The organism is Acinetobacter indicus CIP 110367, from assembly GCF_000488255.1.
Lineage (GTDB): Bacteria > Pseudomonadota > Gammaproteobacteria > Pseudomonadales > Moraxellaceae > Acinetobacter > Acinetobacter indicus.
In genome coordinates, this window is record NZ_KI530755.1 from 165,903 (window position 1) to 183,948 (window position 18,046).

The 18,046-nt window shown below is 41.2% G+C and carries 16 protein-coding genes, 2 tRNA genes and 2 pseudogenes; 10 read left to right on the forward strand and 10 right to left on the reverse strand.

The genetic code is table 11. The features are described from left to right. Positions 1-22: 22 nt before the first annotated feature. The gene (gene ssb, locus P253_RS09315; protein WP_005180729.1) at positions 23-589 is read left to right on the forward strand and encodes a single-stranded DNA-binding protein; all 567 of its coding nucleotides are present in this window, start codon (positions 23-25) and stop codon (positions 587-589) included. 316 nt (positions 590-905) lie between these two features. Here the strand turns inward: ssb and P253_RS09320 are convergent, their stop codons facing one another. Both P253_RS09320 and P253_RS09325 read right to left on the reverse strand, forming a co-directional pair. After that, positions 906-1,610, reverse strand: coding sequence for an IS6-like element IS1006 family transposase (locus P253_RS09320; protein ID WP_016658765.1), 705 nt, complete (start codon positions 1,608-1,610; stop codon positions 906-908). Positions 1,611-1,673: 63 nt separating this feature from the next. Next, positions 1,674-2,954, reverse strand: coding sequence for a cation efflux transmembrane domain-containing protein (locus P253_RS09325; RefSeq protein WP_005237495.1), 1,281 nt, complete (start codon positions 2,952-2,954; stop codon positions 1,674-1,676). A gap of 89 nt (positions 2,955-3,043) precedes the next feature. Here P253_RS09325 and cadR point away from each other — a divergent pair, with 89 nt between their 5' ends. Both cadR and P253_RS09335 read left to right on the forward strand, forming a co-directional pair. Further along, the gene (gene cadR, locus P253_RS09330) at positions 3,044-3,436 is read left to right on the forward strand and encodes a Cd(II)/Pb(II)-responsive transcriptional regulator (protein ID WP_000550240.1); all 393 of its coding nucleotides are present in this window, start codon (positions 3,044-3,046) and stop codon (positions 3,434-3,436) included. 93 nt (positions 3,437-3,529) lie between these two features. Continuing rightward, positions 3,530-3,691, forward strand: a pseudogene (locus tag P253_RS09335) (IS6 family transposase); the annotation flags it as partial. Positions 3,692-3,732: 41 nt separating this feature from the next. Here the strand turns inward: P253_RS09335 and P253_RS09340 are convergent. The 5 genes from P253_RS09340 to P253_RS09360 all read right to left on the reverse strand — a co-directional run bounded on the left by P253_RS09340 (position 3,733) and on the right by P253_RS09360 (position 7,255). Further along, on the reverse strand, positions 3,733-4,035 hold the full coding sequence (locus tag P253_RS09340; protein ID WP_001140620.1) for a helix-turn-helix domain-containing protein: 303 nt from the start codon (positions 4,033-4,035) through the stop codon (positions 3,733-3,735). Next, complete coding sequence (locus tag P253_RS09345; protein ID WP_004668307.1) at positions 4,028-4,384, reverse strand: type II toxin-antitoxin system RelE/ParE family toxin; 357 nt, start codon at positions 4,382-4,384, stop codon at positions 4,028-4,030. Before P253_RS09345 ends, P253_RS09340 begins: the two co-directional genes overlap by 8 nt. A gap of 522 nt (positions 4,385-4,906) precedes the next feature. Next, positions 4,907-5,377, reverse strand: coding sequence for a hypothetical protein (locus tag P253_RS09350; protein WP_016658411.1), 471 nt, complete (start codon positions 5,375-5,377; stop codon positions 4,907-4,909). A gap of 162 nt (positions 5,378-5,539) precedes the next feature. Beyond that, positions 5,540-5,734, reverse strand: a complete 195-nt coding sequence (locus tag P253_RS09355) for a hypothetical protein (protein WP_004811689.1) — start codon at positions 5,732-5,734, stop codon at positions 5,540-5,542. A 186-nt stretch (positions 5,735-5,920) separates the two neighbouring features. Next, a complete protein-coding gene (locus P253_RS09360; protein WP_016658153.1) occupies positions 5,921-7,255 on the reverse strand; it encodes an ISNCY family transposase in 1,335 nt (444 codons plus the stop codon). 315 nt (positions 7,256-7,570) lie between these two features. Between P253_RS09360 and P253_RS09365 the strand changes: the two genes are divergently transcribed. The 6 genes and pseudogenes from P253_RS09365 (at position 7,571) to P253_RS09395 (ending at position 14,555) form a co-directional block, all read left to right on the forward strand. Then, positions 7,571-8,365, forward strand: coding sequence for a MipA/OmpV family protein (locus P253_RS09365; protein ID WP_016658412.1), 795 nt, complete (start codon positions 7,571-7,573; stop codon positions 8,363-8,365). Between the two features lie 181 nt (positions 8,366-8,546). Then, a pseudogene (locus P253_RS09375) lies at positions 8,547-9,637 on the forward strand (IS3 family transposase). 718 nt (positions 9,638-10,355) lie between these two features. Continuing rightward, entirely contained in the window at positions 10,356-10,919 is a 564-nt protein-coding gene (ahpC, locus tag P253_RS09380) for an alkyl hydroperoxide reductase subunit C (protein ID WP_016658414.1), read from the forward strand. A gap of 200 nt (positions 10,920-11,119) precedes the next feature. After that, the gene (locus P253_RS09385) at positions 11,120-11,995 is read left to right on the forward strand and encodes a pirin family protein (protein ID WP_016658415.1); all 876 of its coding nucleotides are present in this window, start codon (positions 11,120-11,122) and stop codon (positions 11,993-11,995) included. 433 nt (positions 11,996-12,428) lie between these two features. Next, positions 12,429-13,727, forward strand: coding sequence for an FAD-dependent oxidoreductase (locus P253_RS09390; RefSeq protein WP_034598019.1), 1,299 nt, complete (start codon positions 12,429-12,431; stop codon positions 13,725-13,727). A gap of 3 nt (positions 13,728-13,730) precedes the next feature. After that, on the forward strand, positions 13,731-14,555 hold the full coding sequence (locus P253_RS09395; RefSeq protein ID WP_005180656.1) for an SAM-dependent methyltransferase: 825 nt from the start codon (positions 13,731-13,733) through the stop codon (positions 14,553-14,555). A gap of 61 nt (positions 14,556-14,616) precedes the next feature. Here P253_RS09395 and P253_RS09400 read toward each other — a convergent pair. The 3 genes from P253_RS09400 to P253_RS09410 all read right to left on the reverse strand — a co-directional run bounded on the left by P253_RS09400 (position 14,617) and on the right by P253_RS09410 (position 16,004). Beyond that, positions 14,617-14,692: transfer RNA gene (locus P253_RS09400), tRNA-Thr, on the reverse strand. Between the two features lie 222 nt (positions 14,693-14,914). Beyond that, positions 14,915-15,142, reverse strand: a complete 228-nt coding sequence (locus P253_RS09405; protein WP_005180651.1) for a hypothetical protein — start codon at positions 15,140-15,142, stop codon at positions 14,915-14,917. Positions 15,143-15,914: 772 nt separating this feature from the next. Continuing rightward, positions 15,915-16,004, reverse strand: a tRNA-Ser gene (locus P253_RS09410). Positions 16,005-16,125: 121 nt separating this feature from the next. Here P253_RS09410 and P253_RS09415 point away from each other — a divergent pair. Beyond that, positions 16,126-18,006 (forward strand): potassium transporter Kup, encoded by a 1,881-nt coding sequence (locus P253_RS09415; protein ID WP_016658416.1) that lies wholly within the window; start codon positions 16,126-16,128, stop codon positions 18,004-18,006. The last annotated feature ends 40 nt before the right edge of the window (positions 18,007-18,046 follow it).

Below are 18,046 nucleotides of genomic sequence, written 5' to 3' on the forward strand. Positions count from 1 at the left end.
ACAAATAGGAAGAATACAGCTGATGCGTGGTGTAAATAAGGTCATTTTAGTTGGTACTTTAGGTCGAGATCCAGAAACAAAAACTTTCCCGAATGGTGGCTCGCTTACTCAATTTTCCATTGCCACCAGTGATGCGTGGACCGATAAAACCACCGGTGAGCGTAAAGAGCAAACCGAATGGCACCGTATTGTGCTGCATAACCGTTTAGGTGAAATCGCGCAGCAATACTTACGCAAAGGTTCAAAAGTCTATATTGAAGGTTCATTGCGTACCCGTCAGTGGACCGATCAGAATGGTCAGGAACGCTACACCACAGAAATTCGTGGCGAGCAAATGCAGATGCTGGACTCTGGTCGTCAGCAAGGTGAGCAGGGCGATAATGGTTTTAGCCAGCCACGTTTTAACAATAACCAGGGCGGTGGTTATAGCAATAACAACCAGGGTGGCTATGCGCCGCAAGCTCAAGGTGGTTTTAACAACAATAATGCTGGTGGTGGCTATGGCAACCAGGGCGGTTATCAGCAACCGAAACCAGCTCCTGCTGCAACACCTGCACCTGCAGATTTGGATGATGATTTACCGTTCTGACACCTACTAGAGACTATGTTTTGTAAAGTTTATAAAATTATTCTTTATTAGTAGTTAGTTACAAAAGAAATTTACAGATACTAGAAATGGTTCTGTAAATTTTTTTACTTATGATCTATGATATTTAATACTTAGATATTTTGTTAAATATAACCATGATGTCTGTTAAAAGATTTGTAATGAGTAGTGGTGAGAGATTCGCTGTTCTTTTGAATAGTGATGGTGTTCCTATGACTTATCCAAATTTATATATGATCATTCATTGGCACTGTTGCAAATAGAGATTTGAGTCGATGATGTTCCCTTTAAAAAGTACTTAGAGACCGAAAACCCTGTTGATTAGACACACTTCACCCTGAGGCTGACCATAATAAAATGACGATGCTTGTCCTTTACGTAGTGCACGCATGACTTCAATACCTTTAATTGTGGCATAAGCCGTCTTCATAGATTTGAATCCTAATGTGGCCCTGATGATCCGCTTTAGCTTGCCATGATCACATTCAATCACGTTATTTTTATACTTAATCTGCCTGTGCTCAAGGTCTGGTGGACATTTACCTTCCCGTTTTAACCGTGATAAAGCACGTCCATATGTGGGTGCTTTATCCGTGTTGATCACTTGTGGAATTTGCCACTTCTTCACATTATTTAAAATTTTTCCAAGAAAACAATATGCTGATTTGGTATTACGTCTAGAAGAAAGATAAAAATCAATGGTATCGCCACGTTGATCGACTGCACGATACAGATAAGACCATCGTCCATTCACTTTTACATAGGTTTCATCAATATGCCACGAGCTCAGATCTGTAGGATTACGCCAATACCAGCGTAAACGTTTTTCTATTTCAGGAGCATAACGTTGAACCCAACGGTAAATAGTCGTGTGATAAACATTCACACCCCGTTCGGCCAGCATTTCCTGCAGTTCACGATAGCTAATGCCATATTTACAATACCAGCGCACAGCCCAAAGAATGATTTCGCCCTGAAAATGCCGACCATGGAAAGGATTCATATGCTGCACCTTTAGCTAAAACAGTCTTCAGCTTATTATTCGTGGTTATTTGCAACAGTGCCCTTACTTCAAAGCCAAAATTTTTCGGGCACCATTAAGTACGAATAAAGAAACCAGTATGCCAATGATTAAGTCTGGATAAGCTGATCCCGTCCACGCCACGAGTACACCCGCAAATATAACGCCCATATTTACGACAACGTCATTCGCCGAGAAAATCCAACTGGCTTTCATATGTGCGCCATCTTCTCGATGACCAGAAATAAGATATAAGCATGTCACGTTAGCTATAAGTGCGAGCAGGCCAATAACAATCATGAGCGTTGATTCTGGCTCGCTTCCAAACATGAATCGTCTAATGACATCAACAATCACGATAACAGCAAGTAATAACTGAATCCAACCTGCGAAATGGGCTGCTTTTATTTGATATTTCGCAGCTTTTCCGACGGCATATAGCGCAATACCATAAACGGCTGCATCGGCAAACATATCTAGAGAATCAGCAATCAATCCTGTAGACGCAGCAATAATACCGCTGATGAATTCTATAAAGAAAAGTAGAGCATTAATACCTAATAACAGTTTAAGTACTTTAGCTTGTCTCACAGGATCAGGTTCATTAGGTATATCGCCTGAAGAAAGCTGTGTTTCATCAAGTTTCGCCCCAAAACCCAGTCCTTCGAGTTTAGCCGTAATTTGCTGAATCCCTTCATTATGGAAGACTTTCAGTTTTCGATTGGGAAGATCAAAAGTAAGACCTTTAACTGCTTCAATATCTGCAAGAGCCATACGGACCATTTGCTCTTCAGCAGAGCAATCCATTTTAGGAATGGTGTAGGTACTTGTTTGCTTAGCCTGTTGATTGCTTATATAAGTTTCAGTCTTCACAAGCTTTGCACCAAAACCCAAAGCTTCAAGTTTGGTGGTTATATTTTCATCTTTTTGATTATGTAGAACCTTTAAAGAACGGTTAGGTAAATCAAAGATGAGTTTTTGAACACCATCAATTGAAGATAGCGCCATACGAACCATCTGTTCTTCCGCAGAACAATCCATTTTGGGAACTAAGTATTCACTCATGTAGTGCGAATCTTTTAAAATATCTTCAGTGCTTAAATTTTCTTTGGGATCAGAACCATAACAGGATTGAGCGGTATCTTCACAACTGTTTGAAGTGTTACAGCAAGGAGATGAAGATTTTTTTTCTTCCTCTTCACCACAACAGCTAAGCGTATTATCACAATTCTTTGAATTGTTTGCTTCTGCAATTGATGGATGATTTTCTTGTTGAGATTTCTTATCTTCGCATGGTGTTTCTTTACTACATCCACAACCACTCATAATTATACCCATTAAAAAAATTATAAACTTTGAATATTAGAATCCCTATAGTTACTATAGAGTCAAGAATCTTTGGAAATACTAACTCAATGCATTTAAAAATTGGTGAACTCTCTAAAAAAACCTCATGTTCAGTATTAACAATTAGGTTTTATGAAAAGGAAGGTTTAATTCCGGAACCGGAAAGAACGGAAGGAAATTACCGCCTTTACGATGTAGGCTATGTTGAGCGAATTAAATTTATTTTGAATTGCCGAACTTTAAATATGAGTTTGAATGAAATTCGTCAATTACTTACCTATAAAGACAAACCTGAGAAAAATTGTTCAGATGTGAATGAATTAATTGACTTACATGTCAGTGCTATCAGAGAAAATATAATCAAGCAACAAAAGCTTATTGAACAACTATCTGATTTAAGAGGTACTTGTGATGGTTTATGTACAATTGACCAATGTGGAGTTTTAAAAAATCTAGCTTGATTATCTAGACCTATGCTTTTTTCAAAAAATCGGCACTGTTGCAAATAACCACGAATGGTAAGCTGAAGACTGTTTTAGCTAAAGGTGCAGCATATGAATCCTTTCCATGGTCGGCATTTTCAGGGCGAAATCATTCTTTGGGCTGTGCGCTGGTATTGTAAATATGGCATTAGCTATCGTGAACTGCAGGAAATGCTGGCCGAACGGGGTGTGAATGTTGATCACACGACTATTTACCGTTGGGTTCAACGTTATACGAATCTAAAAATGGGAGCCTATAGCTCCCATTTTTATTGTTAAACATTGAATCCTATATGTTTTCCTGTTGGAAGCTCTACATCAATACGGAGCTTCCCACCCATTGCCTCAACATACTTTTTCATGGTTGAAATCTTAAGATCATTGCCACGATTTTCTATTGCTGAAAGCGATGGCTGTTTTATTCCCAAAGTTTCAGCAAGCTCTTTTTGAGAAATTTCGAGTTCTTCACGAATAAGATGAAGCTGATTTTCTAGCAGTAATTCATCAGCCATTTTTTGAATACGGGCTTGGCTCTCTGGAGAGCGGCTAGCTAACAATTCTTGCAGAGTCTTAGCCATTAGATTTATCTCCTAGGGTAGTGAGATGAAGTTGGTATTGTTCATCTGCAATATCCAGCATGTCTTTATAAAAACGCTTTTTACCGCCTTTATCAGCAATACATAGAACAATAGCCTGTCGTAAGGGATCAAATGCGAAGAAAGCTCTTAAGGGTCTACCGCGATGTTGAACACGCAGTTCTTTCATATTGGTAAATTTAGACTCATACACAGTATCTACTAAAGGACGGCCTAAACTCGGTCCCTGCTGCTGTAGAACAACCAGGGCAGCTAGGACCTTCTCTTGTGTAGGTTCATCTTGCTGTTCAAGCCACTGATTAAATAGATCTGTCGTAATGACAGTCCACATACCACAACCAGAATATAGATTATAGTCTATATTTTAGGGGCATTATGTTTGTTTTGCAAATGAGAAAGGATAGGCAATAAAAAACCCCGGCATCCTGCCGGGGTTTTTCATATTGGGTTGCTAAGTATGACTCCTGTCTTACCTCACGTTCCTGGTGCGATCTTTCTTATTCTTGTTGTTTGGAACATCCTGTTCTCTATGGCTTCATCATAGGAAAATTCACCTCTCCTGGACAGCCGTAAAGAACCAGAATTTACGTAAGCCCAGGCGTACAAAATAGCCTAAATTTTATTCACAAAAAATGTGGATAATTTTAAGCATTCAAGCATTGATAAAATTTAAAAAATCGCAAAATCGACTACTTTTTAAACAAATTTATTGGCAAGAACTATCAAAACCGCTCATAAAAAAGCCGACTTGTTTCAAAATCGGCTTTTTTATGGTTTTTAGATTTTTATGCTTTGAATAAGTATCTGATATTTATATTAATATACAAATGTATTGCGTATAATCGCCATTATGTTAAATAGAGGTTTGTTCTTGCCATTTTTGAAGCTCATTTATAAAGTTATGAAATACTTCCATAGGTTCTAATGACGAATAATTTTCTAGTGCTAAATATAATTCATCATCATATGAAATGAGTAAATTATTCAAATTTTTATCTTCTAAATATTTTGAAATTAAAGTAATTTTTTGAAAAAAAGGATAAATAGCCTCTTTTGACCGAATGGAAGTAAGGTGACTAAGAACATACTCATTCAGTAATGAATGGATTACATTATTTCTCGTATTTATATCAAGATCAGTGATATGTATCTTTTTAAAATACTCAATAACCTCTTGAAGATCCGCTAAAAAACATACTTCTAAAGCTAGCTCATCTGAAGGATTAATTTCTAAAGTATCTAAAGCCCATTTTTGAATTTCTTCTGGGGATTTCAAATATAATTCTAATTCGACTTTAAATTGAATTTTATTGGCGTCACTCATATTTTTTATTTAATTTCTCTAAAATTAACATAATACACGTTATATGAAGCTCTAAAAATGAGTTTATTATACTGATTTTTATATATTTTTTAAATTTTAAAACCTAGACCAGTGTCTAGGATTTTTGATTTCGTACAACAACCATTATATTAAATAGAGGAGTTACTCTGTTGAGTTTTCACAGTTTAGTAGCATACATTTTCCGTCAATTTTACCAACTAAGCTTATAGGTTTAGATGTTTCTCCATCATCAAAAGATATCTCAACTAATAAGTTTTGATCCTCGAAAGATTCTAATTCTTTAATTAATTGTTTGATGCTTTTACCCTGTATTACCCACTCTGGCTGTTTAGGCATATTACTCCCAGCTATTAAATATCTCTAAAATTAATATAATACACGTTATGCGAAATTAGAAAAATGAGTTTATTGCACTGATATTTATCTGTTTTTTAAATTTTAGACCTGGGTTGGTGCCCAGGTTTTTTTTGTTATTCACCAATTAAAATGTCTATGCGAAAAACCATTTAAAATGTCCTGTTTTTAACCACAAGAGTCAAGCACAGGATTTAAATTTCTTTGTTCAATAACAGCTTTCTGAGCTTTACGGCTCGGCATACTTTTCTTGGCACGGGAACGTTTATTCTGTTTCTCCAATTCTTCATGTTGTTGCTGGATATGCGCCAGGACTGAACCTAACCGTTTATTCTCAACAATCTCATTTTGCTGCAGCCCAGCCAATTTATTGAAGATGCTGTAGTTGAGCTTTCGTCCTTCATGCATGAGGGCCACAGTGCCATCCGGATACTCCAGAAATGAAATGTATTGCCCAGCAAGCTTATGATTCAGCTCTGTCGGTTCAAGCAGATAAATACATTTGTCATAGGTAATCGTCAGGTTCTTGGTGACCTTACGCGGTTCCTGCCAGGTAAAAATATCATCCAGTTCAAGATCAGATTCGGTTAATGGTCGATGCAGGTTCTTTGAGTTTCGCGCACATTTGGCGAACTTCTGATTGAACTGCTCAATAAAGCAGGGCAACCAGGCATTAGCTTGCTCAATCGAGCTGATACCTTCCAGACGCATCTCCTTGATCAAACGGTCCTGAAGGGTTCTATTCGCTCGCTCTACGCGACCTTTGGCCTGGGGTGAATTGGCGAAGATAATATCAATGTTTAACTCATTCAGAATCCGCCCAAATTGCGTGATCTGGCTGTCTTGCCTGGATTTCTGGTTGACTCTAAATACCGAGTGTTTATCGCTATAAAAGGCCAAGGGCTTGCCGTATTGCTCAATGTAGGCTCGGGTTGAAAGCATATAGTCAAAGGTCGTTTCCGCCTCACAAAAGCGCAAATGCAACAGCTTGCCAGTAGCATCATCGATATACACCAATAAACAGCACTTAGCAGCGCGTCCTTCGAACCAGTCATGATATGAGCCATCAATCTGAATCAGTTCACCGAAGCAATCACGGTTATAACGTGGCTGATATGGACGCTTCAGGCGCTTGGATCGAGGAATCCACAGGTCATTGGCCGTCATCCAGCGCCGAAGCGTTTCTACCGGGATATTCAGGTCAAACATGCTGCTGAGCTTCTCATGCGCCAAGGTGGGTCCAAAACCCAGCAAATGTTCAGCAATAATGGAAAGGCACTTTGATTTTAACAAGTCATCATGGCGACGATGGCCAGGTTGACCACGACTGGCATGTGCCATACCTGAGACACCATCTTGATTGAGCTTCTGCAATAACCGGGTAATTTGACGGGTTGAAAGATTGAGGATTTCAGCAGCACGGACTTGGGTAATACGTTGATCTCGAACGTCTTGCAGAACTGCAAGCCGTTGAATTTCTTTGTCAGACATAGTGATCAGCATCTATATTTATATCCAGTCCATGGTGATAAAAACCATCATAAACTAGACATTTTTATTGGTGAGAATATAGACATTTTGAATGGGTTCTAACATTTTTATTGCGTATAACAACCATTATGTTAAACATAAGTTAAATGGAGTAAACAACTCAAATTTTGAACCAACTAAGAAGCTTTTAAAATATCATTAACTATATTGTTGGATAAGCTATTAGTTATATGCTTAAAAAAAACGTAATTGAGCCAGTAAATTCACATTTTCTTTATTACCTTACCGTGTATATTGAATAAGTTTTTATGAAACAATGAGTAAAATATGCTTAAAAAGCTCGGATTTACTATAATTTTATGCATTCCTATGGCTACTTTTGCTGCTGAAGATAGACAACAAAAAGGACAAATCAGTAAACCTCAAGGTTTAAGTTTAGGCATAGGTGCAGTTGGTAGTAACGGTATATATGTAGGGGAAAAAACTGAAATCACTCCTATACCTGTGATTTCATATGAAACTGAGGATTTTTTTATTCGTGGTTTATATGCAGGTGTAGAACTCTACAAAGATAAACTTCTTACCGTAAATGCGATTGCTAACATCAATATGATGAATTTAGATGTCGATGACTTAAGCACAGAAAAATTAGCTGCTAAAAATATTAGTAAATCACAATTAGAAGATCGTGATCGTAGTGTAGATTTAGGTTTAGAAAGTATTGTACGACTACCTTATGGCTTATTTTCACTACAAGCTGTCAATGATGTTGGTGGTGCTAGTGAAGGAGCAGAACTTCGCTTTAATTATCAATACTTCTGGAGAATAAATCCTAAAGTCACTCTTATGCCAAATGCTGGAGTAGATTGGCTATCGGATAAAAGAGCAAATTATTATTATGGTATTTTAGACAGTGAAGTTGCTCGTGGTGTTGCAGCATATAAACCAAATCATGTCTTTATTCCACATGTATCTTTAGGTGCAAGTTATGCACTGACAGATAAAGTCAAATTAAGTGGTGTAGCAATGCAAAAGTTTTTACCAAGTAAAGTTCAAGATGGGCCATTAGTTGATAAAAGTGGACTCACTAATTTTTATATGGCACTGACATATAAATTTTAAGTATTGATATTTATTTTTAATAAAACGATTTTGCTAATCAATCTGAAGCCTAGACTCATTCTAGGCTTTTTTTATGTAATCACTTTCAATTAGTCATCATCAAGTATTTCGGTAATCCCCCCTAAAAATAATAGGATCTAAAAGTAGAATTTTCTCTTAAGATACGAGCAGGAGATTCTGCATGAAAACATCTAAATTTACTGACAGTCAGATCATGTCCATCTTGAAACAGGCAGAATCTGGCACACCTGTAGCGACCCTTTGCCGTGAACACGGCATGAGTAATGCTACCTTTTATAAATGGCGTGCCAAATATGGTGGTATGGATACATCATTAATGGCTCGACTGAAAGAGCTAGAAGCCGAAAATACCAGACTTAAAAAGATGTATGCGGAAGAGCGATTAAAGGCCGAAATCATCCAGGAAGCGATGGCAATGAGCAGCACTGCTGCGCAAGGGTAAAGCCATCTTGCCGGCGTAAGATGGCACAACAGGCAGTTGCCCAGCATGCCATTAGTATTCGTTTGGCTTGTAAAGCATTTGGCATTAGTGAAACCTGCTACCGCTATCAAGCCAAACTCAGCGATGACAATGCACTCATTGCTGAACAGCTCATTGAACTCACTGAGGAAAATTCCGATTGGGGCTTTGGTTTGTGCTTCTCGTATTTACGGCATGTTGAGAGTTGCTGCTGGAATCACAAGCGGGTTTACCGCATTTACTGTGAGTTGGCACTGAATCTGCGTATTAAACCGAGAAGAAGACTAAAACGGCATGCGCCTGAACCATTGAAGGAACCAATCCGAGAAAATCAGGTTTGGTCATTAGATTTTATGCATGATCAGCTTTCCGATGGTCGCAAGTTTCGATTATTGAATGTGATTGATGATTACCGCCGCGAAGGCCTAGCCATTGAAGCAGGGTTCTCATTGCCCACAATCAGGGTTATTCGTACGTTGAATCAATTGCTGGAGTGGAGAGAAAAACCGTTAGTGATCCGATGCTATAATGGTCCCGAATTTATCAGTCACGAATTTGTGCGCTGGGCTACTGAGCACGGTATTCGTATTGAATATATTCAACCGGGTAAGCCACAGCAGAATGCGTATATTGAACGCTATAATCGGACCATACGTTATAGTTGGCTGAGCAAGCATTTATTTGATACTTTGGATGAAGTACAAGATTATGCAACAAACTGGTTGTGGCATTACAACCATGAAAGACCACACCAAGCAAACAAAGGAAGGCCACCTCTAATGGCTGCTTAACCTCTACTTTTAACTTCGGTTATTTATGGGAGGATTACCACCCCTCATATACTGTAGATAAAGTAGGCATTCCAAATCGTAAGAATATTGCTAAAGCATTAGATACTTACAATGCGTATAGCCCTCAAGTTAAAAAAAACTTACATAGCTATATCCAAACCTTGGGCTTACCTATGGATGCAAATGGTAAATACACGATTACAGACGAAGAGTCCTTAAAGAATTTTGTATATGCCATCTAAGAGCGTTTTTACACAACACAAGCATCTACAGAAAAGCGTTTAGCTCAGGCTTATGTTCCAGTTTAGTATATTTATTTTTCATAGCTTCCGAATTAACACTAAATTTCAGTGAGATAAAAAGTGTAAATTTTTAAGTATTTTTTATTGAATTTTTACAAAATACAATACATAATTCATTAAGTTTTTGAAATATATATATATTAATTATAATTTGGTATGTATATACTTTTTAAGGCCATCATCTAAAGCAGAAAATAAATAAAAACCCTTTGTTTTGACAAAGGGTTTTTTATTGCCTGTGTGAAAAGTAGGATCGATCAATTGAAGAAAACGATAAAAACTTCAATTGAGACAGAATATTTAGATCTATATTTCCGATTATTTTTATAAAAAAGTACTGTTTTACCGATTTATCTCAGTTTTGTATTCTAGTTTCACAAGATAAGCAATCCCCACAACGCACTGAGGAATACAGAATGAGTTTAATCAATACCCAAGTGAAAGCCTTTAACGCTACTGCTTACCAGAATGGTCAATTCATTGAAGTGTCTGAGCAGGACATGATGGGTAAATGGTCGGTGGTGTTTTTCTATCCTGCAGACTTTACCTTTGTCTGTCCAACCGAATTAGGCGATCTGGCTGATCATTATGCTGAATTCCAGAAAATGGGTGTTGAAATTTATGGTGTATCAACCGATACCCACTTCACCCATAAAGCCTGGCACGATACTTCAGACGTGATTGGCAAAATCCAGTATCCACTGATTGGTGATCCAACCTGGACTCTGGCAAAAAACTTTGAAGTGTTAATTGAAGCTGAAGGTCTGGCTGACCGTGGGACCTTCGTAATTGACCCAGAAGGTACCATCCAGATTGTTGAAATTAACGCTGGCGGTATCGGCCGTGATGCCCAGGAACTGCTACGTAAAGTCAAAGCAGCGCAATATGTCCATGCACACCCAGGTGAAGTTTGCCCGGCAAAATGGAAAGAAGGTGAAGCAACGCTTGCACCGTCAATCGACCTGGTCGGTAAAATCTAATCCAGTTGTATTCATCTTCTGATGAAAATCCAGAACTCCGGTTCTGGATTTTTTTTGTCTGTTGAAACAGAAACCAGCAGAATCCGGATACGCCCGGATGATTCTATTCTTGCAATGCAGTATGCCAGATTTGCGCTAGCTGGCCGCACTACAAAGGCTTAACATGAAACGATCAATTCTCCTTGCAGGCGCAGGACAGTATGAAAAAAATAATTGGTTTATATCGAAACAAAAACATGCACTGGGTCGGTGATGGTTTTCCGGTACAGAACCTGTTTGCTTATGACCGTTTAGGTCAGGCCATCAGCCCGTTTTTAATGCTCGACTATGCTGCGCCTTATCCGTTTGAGGCAACGACAGCGCAGCGTGGTGTGGGTTCACATCCGCATCGTGGCTTTGAAACCGTGACTCTGGCCTATCAGGGCGCCGTCACCCATCAAGATTCGGCCGGTGGCGGGGGCACCATTCAGACGGGTGATGTGCAGTGGATGACAGCCGGTGCCGGCGTGGTGCATGAAGAGTTTCATTCTGCCGATTTTGCCGAAGCCGGTGGACTGTTTGAAATGGTCCAGCTCTGGGTCAATTTGCCAGCCAAAGACAAAATGACCGCACCGCGTTATCAGGCCATTGCCGCTGCCGATATTCCCCGAATTGAACTGGACGATGCCGCCGGACACCTCCGGGTGATTGCCGGGAACTATTTAGGTCACACCGGGCCGGCACAGACCTTTAGTCCGGTCAATGTCTGGGATGGTAGCTTGCATAAAGATGCGCAAACCTTTGTGCATGTCCCGGTGACTCACAATGTCCTGCTGGTGGTGCTAAAAGGTGAGCTGCTGGTGAATGGCAATCAACAGGTGCAGGACAGTTCTATCGTGATGTTTGCCCGCGATGCCGAGCCGACCATTCAGTTGCAGGCGCAGCAGGAAACACAGTTTTTAATTCTGACCGGTGAGCCATTAAATGAGCCAATTCAAGGCCATGGTCCTTTTGTGATGAACAGCAAACAGGAAATTATTCAGGCCTTTGAGGACTTTCATTCTGGTAAGTTTGGCCAAATTCCGCCGCAAAGCTAAGCATTCAGCGATCCTGCTGCGAAAAGAAAAAAGCCTCTGATAAAAATCAGAGGCTTTCTTGTTATTGCGCTGTTAAGTTTCTTGTTTTATCTCATTTGTATCATTATCTGTAATGATTTTATGTGATGTGGTTGTCATTCTTGTGTGGAGCGTATACTAGCGGAAAGCACGCACTTTGTAAAACAACTATTCTAAAACTGGTTAATTTATACCTATTGTTTTTAAATGATTTTTAAAAATTAATAAATAAAATTTCAGGTATTTCTTATATTTACACGGGGCTTGAAAATACGTTAAAAAATGTAACAGAAGTGGCATTTTAGAACTTTATTACACTTTGTAAAAAGGGTGAATCTGGTAGTTTTTAATAGCTCATTTTGGCAAGGCATGGTTCATAATTTCGGTCAATGTTTTCATTAACGGATAAGACGTTTTGGATATTGCAGTCATCGGTAGTGGCATGGCTGGGCTAGCTACCGCAAGAATTCTTAAAGATGCAGGGCATAACATTACAATTTTTGAAGCTCTGCCTGGACGTGGAATGGACAGCCACAGTACTGAGTTTGAAGGCGGTTTAATTGACGCACCGCTGCGGGTCATGAATCCGCATTTGTGGAAAAACACGCTCAGTTTAGCCACCTATCTGGGTATTCCGACCTTCCCGGTACGGACCTATATGGCCTGTAGCTGGTTATTTGAAGACCGGACCGAAACCTGGTTAACCACCTCGCGTACGCGTATCGGGAATTTCCCGATTATCAATAACCGTAAAGGCTTGCAGCAATACGGCTGGCGTCTGGTTAAAGGCATGTTGCAGTTAAAAACGGCAATTGCCAAATTCTTCCGGTCGAAGAATCAGGACATTACCCTGGCTGAGTTCATCAACCAGAATGAAATTGAAGAAGTGTTCTGGCATGGCGCGGTAATGCCGGTGTTGTACACCATCTGTACCTGTAACCCGAAAACCATTGGCGAATGGCCAGCGAAGCCGCTGTTGACCTTCTTGCGTCAATTGACCGATGGTGATGCGCTGTTGCGTATTCAGGGTGGCACTCCGGCGCTGGTGAATAAGCTGATTGAAGGTATTCATATCAAGAGTGGTTCACCCATCACCCATATTAGCCAGCAAGATGATCAGGTCTATGTCAAAAATGCCGAAGGCGAAACTGCGGTATTTGACCGTGTGGTGGTGGCCACCCCAACTACCAATATCGAGAACTTCCTCGATCGTGAACAGTTTGCCGAAGATATTGCCTTGTTAAAGCAGTTCAAGTTTGAACAGGGCGAACTGGTGATTCATACCGATAGCACAGTGATGCCGCCAAAACGCAAAGACTGGTCGGTACTGAGCTATATGATGGACCGCAAGTTTACCCGTCAGCAATTTACTGTCTGGCTAAACTCGATTGAGCCATCGCTGGTCGGTAAAACGCCGGTGTTCCAGACCTGGCGTCCGGTCACGCCTATTGATCCGAAGAAAGTCATTTCTTCTGTCACCCTGACCCGTGCGGTGGTGGATTCAAAAACCGTGGCACTGAACAAAGAATTGCAACAGCGTCATAAAGTCGCTGATCGCAAGGTGTTCTTCTGTGGTTCATGGTCATGTGACGGCTTGCCAATTTTAGAATCAGCCGTGACTTCAGCCATGCATATTGCAGAAATTTTTGGTGCACCGTTGCCGTTTGTGGGCTTAAAACCTAAAGTAGAGGTTGCTCCCCAACTCGGCTATTAATCTATGCGCTGGCTTCAGGCAATTTTTCGACAGGCTCCTTCCCATAAATATGCAATCAATGCAGCGCTTTTGGGAGATCCTGCCGAGTTGCCCTGGAGCAATCTGGGCTACTGGCACTCATCTGCACAGGACTATCCGGCGGCGTGCCAGCAGCTGGCCGATCATTTGGCCGAAGCCGTTCAGTTGCAATCCACAGATCGGCTGCTCGATTTAGGCTGTGGACAGGGCGCCAGCCTGTTGCACTGGCAACAGCATTATCAACTCTCAAATATTACCGCCGTTGAACTGCAAACGACCTGTGTCGAGCAGATTCAAGCGCGCTGGCCAGAGCTGCCCATCTATGCGCAGTCTTTTTTAAATTTAAAAAATCTCATACCTCTGGCGCCATTTGATGTGGTGCTGTGTATTGATGCGGCCTATCATCATGCTTTGAATTCATTTCTGGATGCCGTGCAACCGGTTTTAAATTCAAAAGGCCGTCTGGGTTTTCACACCCTGATATTGTCACCGCAGTTTTTAAAATCAAATACATTACAACAGCATTCTTATCGCGCTTTATTAAAGGCGGCGGATGTGTCGTTGCCGGAACTGAAAACCGCAGTACAACTGGAGCAGTGTTTGCAGGAACGCGGTTTTACCCAGATTCAGATTGAAGATTTATCTGCACCAGTGTTAAACAGATTTGCCGAATATATCCAGCAGCTGCACTGGCCGCAGCACAGTCCAGGTCTGGACCGGATCAAGATTGCCATGACCGCAAAGCTGTGCCGACGTTTATATAAAGATGGCTTGGTGAGATATGTGCAAGTGACCGCACACACGCAATAAAGCAGAAAAAATAGCGCCATAAAAACAACAAAGGCCCACTAAAATAGCGAGCCTAAGAAAATGGTGCCGGCACACGGATTCGAACTGTGGACCTACTGATTACAAGTCAGTTGCTCTACCAACTGAGCTATGCCGGCATTGTGGAGTTGCATTTTACAGATTTTTAATTCGGGCGCAAGCGAAAAAATAAGCAATTAAAAGTAGGCGACAGGCGCTGTTTTATTTTTATCCAGCTCTTGTTTTCGCGCTTAAACATCGTGGAAGAGGCAAGTTTCTGCTCAAGACAACAATAGCTCACGTTCAGGGCGAGCTATTGTTTTGAATTTAAAATAAAGGGGGTTAAGTGCCGCAGAGGCGTGCTACTTGCTCCTTAAAATACGGTCTAAATCTTGTGCACATTCTTCAAGGGTAAAAGCCATATCGAGTTGCATTTGTGGTTTGAGTTCGTTGGCGAGAGATCTCCACTGCTCAATAAGTTTAAGGGCTTTTTGAATTTTATGTCGATTGAGGTCTTTGGCGATGGTGGGGGTATAACCACCACGTTTGGCATTTTTAATTTGTTTGACATAATTTGCGCTGTTATTCATGCTCGCTCCCGAATAGCAGTTTTTTGACTGATTGGCTTTAAACATCTTTTTTGGCACGATTAAATGAAGAATATTTTTTAAGTTAATAGTTTTAAACAGTTGTTTATTTTGCCTATTGTTCTCCTTGTTCTGTTTAGGTCTGTGTTTAACATAGCACAATGCTTGCTGCTGCAAAGCTTGCGAATTCTATGCCACTTTTTACTGTTTTAGCATGAGATGATGACTTTTTGTTGACATCTGTGGTTTAAAAACAGGTTGGAACTGTGGCAGGCTGTAACTTTCACATATATGCGGGCAGGATGGCATAACCCGAAGATCATGCTTAACAACCCAAGAGATGAACGGGGAGTCAGAAAAGTTGATGCTATTTTCAGCAAAGCTCGAGATGGTGCTGGAAAAATAAGCGCTTCAAGTCAATGAATTTATCAATATAGTTTTGAATTTGATAGAAAAAGTCTATCTCAGGTTTCCTATTTTATCTGTGTTAAAAACTTGACCATCCATTTAAATTTTAGGGAAGCAGATGCGATAGATGCTCTGCTTTTTCAACTATAAATTTAAATTCAAAAGCTGATGAATTTAAAACTTAGCGGATGTATTCAGGCTCAAGTTTTTAAATTCAAAAAAATAAAAGTACTGTTGTTATTTTAAAATCTAATCCAGAAACAAGCAGATAATTTCACTGTCTGGAATTAAATAATTTTGAAAAAGCAGAAAAATCGAAGCATAAAAAAAGACCCAAATTTTACAATTTGAGTCTTTTTAAACATTCTGGCGGTGAGAGAGGGATTCGAACCCTCGATACGCGTCAACGTATACACACTTTCCAGGCGTGCTCCTTCAGCCACTCGGACACCTCACCATAGGCCGTGGATAATACCCAAAAAAAGTCACTCTGCCAAGCTGAAACAATTGATTTGCGGAAAAACTTTTGGGCTGGTGCTATTATGCGCAAAAATACGGTCTATCCATGAAGACATTCTATGCAAAGTACTGCAAAAAAAGCCGCCCTGCCTGTGATTACCCTCGCGGCACTGGGCGTAGTTTTTGGTGACATTGGAACGAGTCCACTCTATGCCTTGCGTCAATGTTTCCTGACCGCACATCTGGCCATTTCTGAAGGCAGTGTTCTGGGGATTTTATCGCTGATCTTCTGGTGCATGATGCTGACCATCAGCTTTAAATACGTCACCATCATCATGCGCGCAGACAACAACGGCGAAGGCGGGATTATGTCGCTGCTGGCCTTAAACCTGCGTACCACCCGTATTTCCGAACAGAAGAAAATCTACCTGATTGCACTGGGCTTTATTGGTGCATCGCTGTTTTTTGGTGATGGGATTATTACCCCGGCCATTTCGGTGCTGTCGGCGATTGAAGGGCTGAGTATTGCCACCCCGATGTTTAACCAGTGGCTGATTCCCTTATCTATCGGGATTCTGGCTGGACTGTTTCTGGTACAGCGTCATGGCACTGGCATCATGGGCACCTTCTTTGGGCCGTTGACCCTGCTCTGGTTCCTGTCGATTGGCGGGGTGGGGCTGTGGAGTATTATCCAGACGCCGTATGTGCTGGCGATGATCAGCCCGCACTGGGCCATTAACTTTGTGCTGAAACAGCCTTATGTGGCCTTTTTAACCATGGGTGCAGTCATTTTGACCATGACCGGTGGTGAAGCGATTTATGCCGATATGGGGCATTTTGGCCGCTTGCCGATCCGGATGGCCTGGTTTGTGATTGTGCTGCCATGTCTGTTATTGAATTACGCCGGACAGGGCGCCTTGTTGCTGCGTGATCCGGACGCGATTACCAATCCTTTCTATCTGCTGGTGCCGGACTGGGGTCTGTATCCGATGATTGCGCTGGCCACGGCTGCGGCGGTGATTGCCTCACAGGCGGTGATTACTGGCGTATTTTCGATGGTCAATCAGGCTATTCAGCTGCGTTATTTGCCGCGTTTATCGGTCAAACATACCTCAGAAGTGGAACAGGGCCAGATTTATCTACCGTTCATTAACTGGGTACTGTTTGTATCGGTGGTGATTCTGATTCTGCTGTTTGAAAACAGTGCCAATCTGGCCAGTGCCTATGGCGTAGCGGTGACCATGACCATGCTCTGCGGCACCATTTTAATTTCCATTCTGGCCTATGGTTTCTGGCGCTGGCCGGTGTGGAAAGTGCTGCTGTTTGCACTGCCTTTTTTAATTCTGGATCTGATTTTTGTCGGTTCAACCTCACTGAAAATTGTCGCCGGTGGCTGGGTACCAATTTTAATTGGTGCCATTGTATTTACCCTCCTGATGACCTGGAAAGATGGCCGTGCCTTGCTGATTCATCATCTGGAAAAAGATGCCTTGCCGATTGAGCTGTTTATTAAAAGTATCAGCATGGGCAATGACACCAAATTTGTGCCGGGCGAAGCGGTATTCTTGACTGGTACGCCGAATATCGTGCCACATGCGATGCTGCATAACATCAAGCACAATAAGGTGTTGCATGAGCGCAATATTATGGTGACGGTGGTGACGCGCGATATTCCGTATGTGCCGCAAGAAGAGCGGGTGCAGATTGAACGGCTAGATGAACGTTTTTACCGGATTTTTATCTATTACGGTTTTAAAGATCAGCCGAATATTCCGCGCGCGTTAAAGCAGGCCTATGATGAATTGGGCTTTGAATTCGACATGATGCAAATGAGCTTCTTTATTTCACGTGAACGCATTATCAGCACAGTCGGCGAAGGCATGGCACCGTGGCGGGAAAAGCTGTTTATTTCGATGCAGCGCAATACCAGTCCGGTCAGTGACTTCTACCAGATTCCGACCAACCGGGTTGTGGAGCTGGGCAGTCAAATCCAGATCTGATGCAACGGCGTGGTCTCAACGCAACTGCAATAAAAAAACC